Origin of the sequence: Paenibacillus sp. BSR1-1 (assembly GCF_030403775.1) — a bacterium.
In the GTDB taxonomy this organism is placed as follows: Bacteria; Bacillota; Bacilli; order Bacillales; family Cytobacillaceae; genus Neobacillus.
The window spans coordinates 18,487-30,198 of sequence record NZ_JAQMWQ010000040.1 but is presented as its reverse complement, the minus strand read 5'-3'; the positions used below and the strand labels follow the sequence as shown (position 1 = coordinate 30,198).

The following is an 11,712-nucleotide window of genomic DNA, read 5'->3' as shown; positions in this document are numbered from 1 at the left end:
TTAGCTCATAAAATAAAACGTTGGCTTCGTTTCAATAAGAAACGAATATTATTGTTTGTTGACGTTTTTGTTTGTTTAGTTTTCAAAGAGCAATTTTTCAAGACAGGATATTAATATATCATCTCGACTTCGTTGTGTCAATTATTTTTTAAAAAACTTTTAAATCAACTCAGCGACAGTTACTAATAATATACTAGAATATTAATCTCGTCAAGAGTTTTTTTGAGACCTGAAATAAGAAACAATTAATGCGGCGTTTCCCTCTCAGGAATTACTATATTACTATCATGCCACAGCATTGTCAACAACAGTTTTAATTTTTTTAAAACAAACCAATTTGTCCAATATCCTACCCAGAAAAAAACTGACCACCATTAAGGGGCCAGGCACTAATTCACATAATCAATTTTGATTTTCAAGAATGTCCTTTATTCTCTGGAGATCTTTGTTGTTTGCTCTTTTCATCATGGTGGACATGAAGGGAGCAGCTATTTTTGAAAAGCCGGTCGGATTTCCTTTGTTCCTTAATTTCATTAAAGTACTGTTGTCAGATAGAGCTTCCCACGTATAGGTGGTCTCCATTGGAAAAGGACCATCCACTGTTTTCATTACAAGCTTCTTCCCAGGAATATACTCAGTAATTGCATAAACATAAGCTAGTTCACGTCCAAGAAATTGAGCTTTAAAGGCAACTTTTGAACCAACTTCCAAGGGCTTTGGAGTTTGCCATTCCGCTGATTGAATATTTACATACCACTCTGGTGCATTGTCCGGATTCGTTGCGTATGCTGATACGTGATCAACTGGGCGCTGAATTTTTATCTCTGTAATAACATCTACCAATTATGTTCCCCCCAAGTGCCTCTTATGATTGTTCACAATTTTTTAAGCAAAGTGCCAAGCAGGTATTCCCTACCTTCTGCATGGTCTTTTTCCCAGCTATCTTTAAGGACGCCAGATGCAGTATGAACAAAACAGATAGCTTTATCATATATTAATTTACCCATTTATTCTTTGAATCACAGTGAAACTTTGATGGCTTGCATAAGTTCGACATCCTGAAAATATGATTAAAATAAGAATCTCCAATAAAGGGGTTGTACGAATGAACATTTTTAATAAAATCGCTTTATTTTTCGTTCTTCTATATTCAGTTTTCATTATTATCAATACTTATTTAGGAGAAACCGAACGGATCCAATCCAATGTTGTTTACCTCTTTATGAATGGATTTGCCTATATTGTCTCAGCTTTAGAACTTGAAAAAGAAAAGCAGAAATTTGAAGTGAATTTGCTTTAGATTCTATTGGAAATCTAAAACGAAATGAAAAAACTAATCAAACGTTTGATTAGTTTTTTCAAATTTTGGCATTATGACCCCACCGCCCATCTCAATTCGTCCTTCGAAGTATTTTGTTTGGAATAAAGCTCTTTATAATAACCATTCCGTTTTAAATGACCCAAAAAAGGAGGAAGCTCGCGTTTCAGTCACTTAGGAAGTGTCTAAGTAACACAAAAGGTGGGAGCGGCAAGTATTTCAGTCACTTAGACTCCCCATTTAACAATTTATATACATAAAGCCACAAAAAAAGATTCTACCATTTGGCAGAATCACAATTTCTTCATTGATAATAAGCTTTTCGCAATGTATGCCGCGTCTTCTCCTACTCCTAAAAGAAGGGCTGAGCCCCGACGATGCTGCCATGGCAATCCAAGGAAGTAGAGTCCATCAATCTCCGTTATACCTCTATGATGCTTAACATCCACAGTAGCACCCGCAAGATTCTTTACATCAATCCAGGAATAATCTCGAATGAAACCAGTAGCCCAAATCACATTCTCTACTCTAATGGTTGAAAGATCTTCAAATTCAATCTCATTTTGTACAATTGATTTTGTTCTGCTCTTTAACTTAACCGCACGATTTTTTATCTTCTCTTTCAGTTCATACCCAAATATTAGATCAGATTGATTTTGCACTTTTTTCCCGATCCAAGAGTCCCGGTCCGCATGTAACATCCCCAGTTTATCGAACCACCAAAAGACACTCTTGCCTGCAAGGCTTAAAGGAAGAAATCGAACTTTTGATCCAATAGATAAGTACGTTTCATAATATTTTGATACTTCTACTGCTATTTGCGCGCCAGAATTCCCGCCCCCGACAACTAAAACGGAACCTTCGTTAAGTTGGGATGGATTTTTATATTCCGATGAATGAAGCTGAACAACATGATTTGGCAGCTTTTTTGCAAACGGTGGAATATTTGGGGTTTGAAAAGGCCCTGAGGCAACGACTACTTTCTTTGTTCTTATAATAGAGTTACCAGTAAATATAATAAAGGAATCATTTTCTTTCTGTACTTTTTGAACATGACAGTTCAAATGAATCGGTAAATCAAATGTTTTGGCATATCGCTCCAAGTAATCAGCAATTTCATCTTTAGTTGGAAACCCGGTTGGGTCCCCTTCTAATCCCAAACCTGGCAAACTACTATAAGCACGTGGTGTGAACAATACTAGGGAGTCATACCTTTTCCGCCACACTTGCCCTATCTCAGAATGGTTGTCAAGAATGATAAAAGTTAAAGAGGTTTGCATAAGGTAATACCCCATTGATAATCCCGCCTGGCCTGCACCAATAACCACCACATCATAGATCATAAATATCTCTCCCCAACAAAACTACTGGCAGTTTACCAGTAGCAGAAGTTAATACTATTCATTCCACTAATTCCTATTTTTCCATGCTTATTCTTTTATTTCGATTACAAACGGGAAGGCTCTTACTTTTCCATTTTGCTTGAACTCTGCCCAAACTTTGTAGATACCAGGCTTTTCAAACTGAGTTTCAAAAATTGGTTCCTTATCATTAGTTGGATGAACATGGAGAAACTTTTTACCATATTCATCAAGAATCACAACATGCCCCATTGCCCCTAAATATGGAGTCAAATTTGTTTGATCTAAGTCGAAGGATAATGTTACTGGTTCTGCTGCCTTAAAGGAATTCATGCTTAATGTTACCGTTTCACCATCTACCGTTTTGCTAAAATTAATGTCAGGTACTAGCTCATGACCGTGTTCTGGAGCGCTCGGATTGCCCACGATAAATGGAACCGGCTCTACCTCATATGCTAGATTCTTTGGTTTTATATCAATATAAGCTTTGTAAAATCCTTCAGGGAGATTTTTTTCAATTGTAAATTCCCCTTTTCCAGTTCGTTCTGGGTGTAGGTGGTAATACTTCTGCAAATGTTCATCTACGATAATAAGATGCAAAATCTTCTCATGATTTACCTCTAATTCATCAACCGGGCTTCCAGCTTTATCTTTTAGGAAAATCTTAATATTTCCTTGATTGTTTTGCACAAACGCATTGACTTCGCTGCCTTCCTGATGCGCATTCCCTTCATGTGCATGGCTGCTTCCATTTTCATCGCCGTTATGATTTCCATTCTCTTCTCCCCCGGTATCGTGCCCTGCCGTCTGAGCCATTGATCCGTGACTGTCTGACTCAGCAGCCATTCCTTTATCATCTGCAATCCATTTATCATAAACACCGAATCCAAGCACGACTAAAGTAACGTAAAGAATTCCTGCAATTGCCCATTTTCTCATCCTTTTCACTCCTAAAGGTTTTCACCTGTATTAGATGATTACATTGTACGTCGATTCTATTCCGTTCAAACCGCAGATATTTTGAGTGAAACCGCAGAATTTTGTGGTAGGTGCCCCACTGTGCTTGTTATTTAGAAACCATGAAAAACCTTAACTGGATGCGTTAAGGTCATTAATGATGGTTTTTTTACTTCTTTTTTGAAAGGTAAAAATACGATTCCCCCAAAAATTACTACTGCAATTAGGGTGATTTTCAAAAACAAAGGCAGAATCAGAAATGCTATGGCAAGCCATGCAAACAGAAGTGCAACCGGGCTGGTTGAGCTGAGGATTGTATATATTGCTTTACCCAAACCTGAACGAACGAATGATTGTTGTTGCTTCTAATAACAATATGGTCGGGTTCATGATCACACCAAAGGCCAAAGGGATAACGACGTATAGGGAAAACTCGTTTTAGGGCTTGGGCACTCTAAACCTCTCAGAGTGACCGCGGCACTTCTTTTTCAACCTACACAGGCACCCTGAACCCCTCTGAGTGACCGCGACTCTTCTTTTTCAACCTTGACGGGCACTCTAAACCTCTCAGAGTGACCGCGGCACTTCTTTTTCAACCTACACAGGCACTCTGAACCTCTCAGAGTGACCGCGGCACTTCTTTTTCAACCTACACAGGCACCCTGAACCCCTCTGAGTGACCGCGACTCTTCTTTCTCAACCTTGACGGGCACTCTGAACCCCTTTGAGTGACCGCGACTCTTCTTTTTCAACCTTGACAGGCACTCTGAACCCCTCTGAGTGACCGCGACTCTTCTTTTTCAACCATGACAGGCACTTTGAACTCCTCTGAGTGACCGCGATTCTTCTTCAGCCGCACACTTTTGGAGAACTGCCGCAGATTTTTGCGGCAGCACCCCCAGCAATTTGCACATCAAATCGTTTTTTTTCCAAAAAAAAGACCGGTACATTGTACCGGTCACGCCTAATATAAATCTTCTGCTGGCAGAATCCCCAGGCTTTTCGCTTTTTTAATGGCTTCCACACGCGAATTCACATTTAGTTTTTGAAAAAGCTCTGTCAGGCTATATTCCAATGACCGCTGGCTGATCAGCAATGTCTTGGAAATTTCCTTATTGCTATGCCCCTTCGCCAATTCGCGCAGGAGTTTTTCTTCTTTTTTGCCGATGGTGGTCTTTTCATTGGTGTTCTCGCCTTGAACAACAATTTCTTGGCGTCTCAACTGTTTCAGCAGCTGCATCGGGATGATGGCCTCTTTTCTAGCTGCACTTCTTATTGCCTGGACCAATTGCTCGCGAGTGGAGGTTTTTGAAATAAAGCCGGAGACACCTGAATCCATGAGCAAATTAAAATGTGGCGCAATATCAAATCCTGAATATATCAGAATGATGGCGTCCGGGGCATCAGCGAGCACCTTTCGTGCCAAATCAGCTCCATTTATATTTGGCATATATAAGTCAAAAAGAATCACATCAAAATTTTTAAGACGTACCAGATCAGAAACCAGATAGACATCTGTCTCAATCGTGACATTCATATCCGGCTCTGCTTCAATTAACATTTTGGTTCCTTCTACAACCGATCTATGATCATCAACCAATAGAATTTCCATAGTAATCACCTTTTTGCTGCATAGTTGTTGGAATATATATATCTATTAGAAACCCTTGTTGAGGAGCAGAATATAGTTCCACTTTTCCCTCTAAACTGAGAACCCTGTTTTCAATTCCGGCAATTCCCATATGTTTAAAGGAACCCCCATAACCGGATAAATCCATTCCTACCCCATTATCACGATAAGAAAAATGAATCGTTTCCTTATTACTGGTTAACTTTATCGTTACTTTCGACGCCTTTGAATGCTTATTCGCATTATTTAACAGCTCTTGTACAATCCGATACAACCCCAGTATCTGATCTTCCATCAGTGGATTTTGTAAGTCCGCTGCCGAAAAATCAATTTCATAATTGGAAAACATCCGAGCGTATGAAAAAAGACTTTTTAACGATTCGACCAGACCCATTTTTAAGAGGAACGGAGGCCGCAATTCATTGCAGGTAATGCGGATTTGGTGGATCGCATCCAGCAGGCCTTCTTCTATTTGCATCAGTTCACCTTTTTTTTCCTCATTAAAATAGGATGAGGAGCGTAATGACTCAAGCTTACGGTACCAGATAATCAAATCCTGCAATACAGAATCATGCAAATCGCTCGAAAGAGATGCTCGTTCCTTTTCCGATAACCTATACAAAAGTTTTAGCATCCATTTTGGGGTAATGTTATAAGTGACCATTTCCTCTAGACGTTTCATCAAATCTTCTGTCCGCTGCAAATTATCATAAAGGATGGTGACATAATGAACGGCTGTTTCAAGCCACTCTTCCTCTATTTTTAGCAACGGCTGCTTGATGCCAATCCTTAAATAAATCCATTGCTCCTTTTCGGTAATCTTGACCCATTTTTCATTCTTGCCGCTCGAGACCCCCTCATGGTCTCTAGGTAATTCTTCAATGGATACTTCAGTAACGGGGAGTACCTGCTTTACTTCATCCACTAGCCGATTCTCTAGATCCGTTACTTTCATGACATTGGCAAGGTCGTTTGAGAAACGGTTGATGCTTTGCTGGAGTGACTTATATCTTTCTTCACTTTGGATTAACTCCTGCTCTTCCTTTTTGCGCTGGGTGATGTCTTTTACGATTCCATGTACACCATTGAGTTGTCCAGAGAGGAAGATAGGAACAAAGGTAATATTAACGATACGCTGATCAGCATGCCTTGACCGAAGGATCCGACATTCGACGTCCTTTGGCTCCTTCTTTTTCATGACCTCTGAAAGAACTTGATAAACATCGATATGGTCCTCATCATAAATCAACCCGAGAAAGCACCGGTCAGTAAGATTAGCAAACTCGATACCTGAGATTTTTTCAAAGGACCGATTAGCGTTGACAAAATCCCCATTTAAATCAATGGAAAAAACCCCATCCAAATTATTTTCAAATAAGGACTTATAGCGCTGTTCGCTCTCTTCTAATGCCAGCTCAGACCGTTTTTTCTCGGTAATATCCAAGCTTATGCCATCAAGGCGTTCAATCTCGCCTACATTATTCATATAAGGTTGGATGATCATTTGATTCCACCTTGTTTCTCCTTCTACATGGATGAAACGGATTTCCCTATTGACCGCCATTCCTTGATCTAATTTATCCTTCGCTTCTCCCATAAGCATCTCATTATCTTCCGGATGGATATGGTCATGGATACGTATCGGACTATTGACAATCTCCTGTCTTGGGATGCCCGCCAATTTTTCGATGCTTCCGGAGCAAAAGGTTAAGCGGGAAAAGTTCTTATCCGTTGACCAAACTGCTGCGTTTACACTTTCCAAAATATTCTCGAGTAATTGCTCTGTCTTTTTTCGCTCGGTTATATCTCGTACGACGGCTACAACATATTTCACATCCCCAAAACTATCGAAAACAGGCTTAACTTTTGTCTCAACATAAACGGTTGTACCCTGTGAGTTCAGTAAGCGATATTCCAAATCCATTGGCCTTTTAGTTTGAACCACTTGAACGTGTAAGGAGCGGACGTATTCTCGGTCCTCAGGATGAATAATTTCGAAGGCATCCATACCCTCATATTGTTGAACAGTAAAACCTGAAATTTGTTGAATGGATGGTGATACATAACGAACAATTGCTTGATTATCAACAAGAACTATACCGTCAGATGTGTGATCAGCCACAATTTTGTACCTTATTTCTTCATTAAGAAGATCCGATTCATCTTTCATTCTCTCTCCCCCGTTTACTCTCCGTCTCTATTCTTTAGTAATCATTATAATAGAAGAAAAATATCGAAAACACGCAAAATTATGGGGAAGGAACGCAATTTATTAAAAGAACTTCCTAAATAAAGAAATTCTATAAGGGAATACTAATGTTAATCACTGGGAATTGGGAGGGTATCCACTTGCAAAACAATGAAAACACATTATCCATTTTCGCCTTGGGCGGTATTAATGAAATCGGTAAAAACATGTACGTGGTGCAATATGGTGACGATATTATTGTCGTCGACTGCGGCGGTAAGTTTCCCGATGAAAGCTTGTTAGGTATCGATTTGATCATCCCTGATTTGACCTACTTAGAAGAGAATCAGGAAAAAATAAGAGCCTTAATTGTGACGCATGGACACGAAGACCATATCGGCGGTATCCCTTACTTTTTAAAAAAATTAAATGTACCCATTTATGCGACCCAATTTACTCTGGGTTTAATCGAATTAAAAGTGGACGAGCATCGCCTTAAAAGAGATACCAAACTGATTCCGATTGATTCGGAATCCAAGCTTGAGCTGGGGGAGATTGAAGTTTCCTTTTTCCGTGTCAGCCACAGTATTCCTGACTGCCTCGGGATTGTTTTTCATACCCCGGAAGGGAATGTCGTTCATACCGGTGACTTTAAATTTGATTTAACGCCCGCCAATAATCAATTCGCGGATATACATAAAATGGCCGCTATTGGCAGTAAGGGGGTTTTAGCCTTAATTTCGGAGAGCACTAACGCCGAGCGCACTGGTTTATCACCATCAGAGCAAATGGTAGGACATCATATGGAAGAGGCATTTATGGATGCAAAAGGAAAAATCATAGTATCGACCTTTGCATCTAATGTAAATCGAATTCAGCAAGTCGTGGAAGCCGCTATCAGAACAAACCGAAAGCTTGCTCTTTTAGGCAGAAGCATGGTGAATGTGGTTTCCGTCGCCATTGAACGAGGTTATCTCCATCTGCCGGAAGGAATGCTGATTGAGGCACTTGAAGTGGATCGACTTGCTCCTGAAAAAGTGGCGATTCTCTGTACAGGGAGTCAGGGGGAACCTATGGCCGCCCTTGCCCGCCTTGCCAGCGGCAACTATCGTGACGTGGCTATTTACCCTGGAGATACGGTTATTTTAGCGGCCTCACCGATACCAGGAAATGAAAAGGATGTTTCAAGAATCATCGACAACCTATTTCAACTTGGGGCGAAAGTAATTTATGGCTCTGGCAGTACAACTGGCATGCATGTTTCCGGGCACGGCTATCAAGAGGACTTGAAACTGATGCTCACTTTAATGAAACCAACCTATTTTATACCGATCCACGGTGAGTTTAGAATGCTGCACCATCACCGGCTTCTCGCTGAAGCAATTGGGGTCGAGAAAGGGAATACCTTTATTATTAAAAATGGAGATGTCGTTGATATTGAAAACGGGGTGGCAAGGCAGACTAGGAGAATACCTGCTGGAGATACGTATGTAGACGGAATGGGTGTCGGTGATATTGGAGAAATTGTGCTTCGCGACCGGAGGCAGCTTTCTGAGGACGGAATGCTCGTGATTGTTGTAACAATCAGCAAAGCAGACCGGAAAATTATTTCAGGTCCTGACACCATTACCCGCGGTTTTGTTTATGCGAGGAATTCCGATGAGCTCCTGAAAGAAGTGAATCGTCTTGTGAAGAAAACCGTCACTGACCTGCAGGAAGAAAACAGACATCAATGGAATGTCATGAAGCAAAACATCAAAAAATCTGTCGGACAATATTTATTCACCCAAACAAAGCGAAAACCAATGATTCTCCCCATCATCATCGAAATTTGATACAGTACCCCCGTATAGCGGTGTCAGGCACCACCCGTGGACAAATGTCCACGGGTGGTGCCTGACACCTTTTTTTGACACCTTTTTTGATTATAAATTGGTTGACCTTTCTTATGGTTCGAAGTATAATTTAAACATAAGTTTATAACTTAAACAAAAGTTTAAAGCGAATTACTGCCTCATAAATCAATCATCCTAAGGGGGAACATAAGTTGAAAAAACGTAAAATTGGAATGGCATTATCACTTGTTCTTGCAGCGGGCACGCTATTAGGTGCTTGCGGTAAAAGTAATGATAGTAAAGGTAACGGGACTGATAATAAAAAGACTTTCTCTGTAGGTATGGTTACTGACATCGGCGGTGTTGATGACAAATCCTTTAACCAATCTTCTTGGGAAGGTCTTAAAAATTTTGGTACAGAAAATGGTTTAAAGAAAGGCAAGGGCGGCTATGATTACCTTCAATCCAAATCGGATGCCGATTATACTACAAACTTAAATACACTTGTCCGCCAAGGATTTGATTTAGTTTATGCGATCGGATTCTTAATGCCATCAGCAGTTGAGGAAATTGCTAAACAACAAAAAGATTCTAAATTTGCGATTGTCGATGCAGAAGTAAAGTTGCCAAACGTTGCAAGTATTTTATTTAAAGAGCAAGAAGCAGGATTCCTTGCAGGTATAGCAGCCGCTAAAACAACAAAATCCGATCATATCGGTTTTATTGGTGGGATGGAGATTCCTGTTGTCGAGCGTTTCGAAACTGGATTCTTAGCCGGAGTAAAAGCGGCTAAACCAGAGGTAAAAGTTGATGTTCAATATGCAGGAGCATTTGACAAGGCGGAGGTTGGCCAAGCAATCGCTTCTAAAATGTATTCTTCTGGAGCGGATGTTATCTTCCACGCAGCAGGAGCATCAGGTGTCGGTTTATTCAAAGAAGCCAATGACCGCAAGAAAAAAGATCCAAGTAAAGAAATTTGGGCTATTGGTGTAGACCGTGACCAAGCAGACATGGGTCAGGATGTTGTCCTTACCTCCGCTTTAAAACGTGTTGATGTAGCCGTTAAGGATCTTGCAACCAAAACAAAAGCTGGCAATTTCCCTGGTGGAAAAGTTGCGTTATACGGTTTAACAGAAGATGGTGTAGGCTTAGCACCAATCAATGCAAAAGCTGCTAATAAAGCTGAAATTGAAGCTGTAGTCAAAGAATGGGTTGAAAAGATTAAGTCTGGTGCAGTAAAAGTTCCTGAAACACAGGAAGAATTAAAAGCATTCAGTCCAAAGTAATAGTTTATTTACAAGATAAATGGGGTGATTTCTGTGCCTGAAAGTATGACAGAAAAAGAACAAACGATTTTGGATTTAATACGCAAGAACCCCTATGTTTCACAGCAAGAGCTTGCCCAAATATTAGGTTTATCCAGGCCTTCTGTTGCCAATATTATTTCTGGATTAATTAAGAAAGGAAATATCTTAGGCAGAGCTTATATTTTAAATGAATCACAGCACGTAATTTGTATCGGCGGGGCTAATATTGACCGTAAATTCCACGTCAAAGAAAAAGCCCAGTTAGGTACCTCCAATCCGATTTATGCAACACAAAATGCAGGCGGGGTTGCTCGGAATATCGCCGAAAACCTCGGGCGGCTTGGGTTAGAAGTGTCACTTATCTCCACAAGCGGCGCCGATAAGGACTGGTCAATTATTGAGGAAGCCTCCTCTCTTTACATGAACTTAGAGACGGTGACCCAATTCCCTGAAAAATCGACTGGCTCTTACACAGCTGTATTAGACTCGACCGGAGAATTAATTATTGCGTTAGCGGATATGGAAGTGTATGAGGCGATTACACCAGATCTACTGCTTAAGCATGATGCCATCTTAAGTCGATCGAAGTGTATAATGGTCGATTTAAACTGTCCGAAAGAAACGGTCCAATTCTTATGTCATTTCGCCAAAAGCCATGACATTCCGATCGTATTAGTTCCCGTTTCTTCTCCAAAGATGAATCGGTTACCTGATGATTTAGATGGTGTTACATGGCTTATTACGAACCGGGATGAATCAGAATCCTACTTCCATACGGAAATTAATAATGAAGAAGATTGGAAAAATGCTGCAGAAAAGTGGTTATCACTTGGGATAGCCAACGTGGTCATAACCAATGGAAAAAAAGGATCAATGATTGGGAATAAAACAGAGGGGATTTTTCATGTACCTTCTATAGAAACGAAGGAAATTGTTGACGTAACTGGGGCAGGAGATGCTTTTTCCTCTGCAGTAATTTACTCCTGGTTAGAAGGTAAATCTCTAATTGATATCGCCAAGGCCGGAAGCATTAATGCATCGAAAACACTTCAATCATCTTATACCGTAAGACAGGATTTATCCGCAGAAAAACTACAAAAAGACATGGAGGAATAA

Annotated in this window: 9 protein-coding genes; 4 read left to right on the top strand and 5 right to left on the bottom strand. The window is 40.3% G+C overall.

The annotated features are described in order from the left end of the window. Positions 1 to 402: 402 nt before the first annotated feature. Positions 403 to 843: an SRPBCC family protein gene (locus tag PH210_RS29250; protein ID WP_289990211.1), complete on the bottom strand. Its 441-nt coding sequence runs from the start codon at positions 841 to 843 to the stop codon at positions 403 to 405. Between the two features lie 262 nt (positions 844 to 1,105). Between PH210_RS29250 and PH210_RS29245 the strand changes: the two genes are divergently transcribed. After that, positions 1,106 to 1,300 (top strand): hypothetical protein, encoded by a 195-nt coding sequence (locus PH210_RS29245; protein ID WP_289990209.1) that lies wholly within the window; start codon positions 1,106 to 1,108, stop codon positions 1,298 to 1,300. 311 nt (positions 1,301 to 1,611) lie between these two features. Here the strand turns inward: PH210_RS29245 and PH210_RS29240 are convergent, their stop codons facing one another. The 4 genes from PH210_RS29240 to PH210_RS29225 all read right to left on the bottom strand — a co-directional run bounded on the left by PH210_RS29240 (position 1,612) and on the right by PH210_RS29225 (position 7,436). Beyond that, positions 1,612 to 2,661, bottom strand: coding sequence for a flavin-containing monooxygenase (locus PH210_RS29240; protein ID WP_483312156.1), 1,050 nt, complete (start codon positions 2,659 to 2,661; stop codon positions 1,612 to 1,614). Between the two features lie 87 nt (positions 2,662 to 2,748). Next, on the bottom strand, positions 2,749 to 3,618 hold the full coding sequence (locus tag PH210_RS29235; RefSeq protein ID WP_289990207.1) for a DUF8832 domain-containing protein: 870 nt from the start codon (positions 3,616 to 3,618) through the stop codon (positions 2,749 to 2,751). A gap of 982 nt (positions 3,619 to 4,600) precedes the next feature. Beyond that, the gene (locus PH210_RS29230; protein WP_289990205.1) at positions 4,601 to 5,248 is read right to left on the bottom strand and encodes a response regulator transcription factor; all 648 of its coding nucleotides are present in this window, start codon (positions 5,246 to 5,248) and stop codon (positions 4,601 to 4,603) included. Beyond that, positions 5,229 to 7,436: a sensor histidine kinase gene (locus PH210_RS29225; RefSeq protein ID WP_289990203.1), complete on the bottom strand. Its 2,208-nt coding sequence runs from the start codon at positions 7,434 to 7,436 to the stop codon at positions 5,229 to 5,231. The genes PH210_RS29230 and PH210_RS29225 overlap by 20 nt, the downstream gene beginning before the upstream one ends. Positions 7,437 to 7,615: 179 nt before the next feature. On the opposite strand from PH210_RS29225, the gene PH210_RS29220 reads away from it, so the two are divergent. The 3 genes from PH210_RS29220 (at position 7,616) to PH210_RS29210 (ending at position 11,712) form a co-directional block, all read left to right on the top strand. Further along, on the top strand, positions 7,616 to 9,289 hold the full coding sequence (locus PH210_RS29220) for a ribonuclease J (RefSeq protein WP_289990201.1): 1,674 nt from the start codon (positions 7,616 to 7,618) through the stop codon (positions 9,287 to 9,289). A gap of 212 nt (positions 9,290 to 9,501) precedes the next feature. Then, entirely contained in the window at positions 9,502 to 10,575 is a 1,074-nt protein-coding gene (locus tag PH210_RS29215; protein ID WP_289990199.1) for a BMP family lipoprotein, read from the top strand. 45 nt (positions 10,576 to 10,620) lie between these two features. Continuing rightward, the gene (locus PH210_RS29210) at positions 10,621 to 11,712 is read left to right on the top strand and encodes a carbohydrate kinase (protein WP_289990215.1); all 1,092 of its coding nucleotides are present in this window, start codon (positions 10,621 to 10,623) and stop codon (positions 11,710 to 11,712) included.

Excerpts from the sequence above, each read along its gene's own strand:
- PH210_RS29240 (WP_483312156.1), bottom strand. The coding sequence starts at position 2,661 with ATGATCTATGATGTGGTGGTTATTGGTGCAGGCCAGGCGGGATTATCA.
- PH210_RS29225 (WP_289990203.1), bottom strand. The coding sequence starts at position 7,436 with ATGAAAGATGAATCGGATCTTCTTAATGAAGAAATAAGGTACAAAATT.
- PH210_RS29235 (WP_289990207.1), bottom strand. The coding sequence starts at position 3,618 with ATGAGAAAATGGGCAATTGCAGGAATTCTTTACGTTACTTTAGTCGTG.
- PH210_RS29210 (WP_289990215.1), top strand. The coding sequence starts at position 10,621 with ATGACAGAAAAAGAACAAACGATTTTGGATTTAATACGCAAGAACCCC.
- PH210_RS29230 (WP_289990205.1), bottom strand. The coding sequence starts at position 5,248 with ATGGAAATTCTATTGGTTGATGATCATAGATCGGTTGTAGAAGGAACC.
- PH210_RS29245 (WP_289990209.1), top strand. The coding sequence starts at position 1,106 with ATGAACATTTTTAATAAAATCGCTTTATTTTTCGTTCTTCTATATTCA.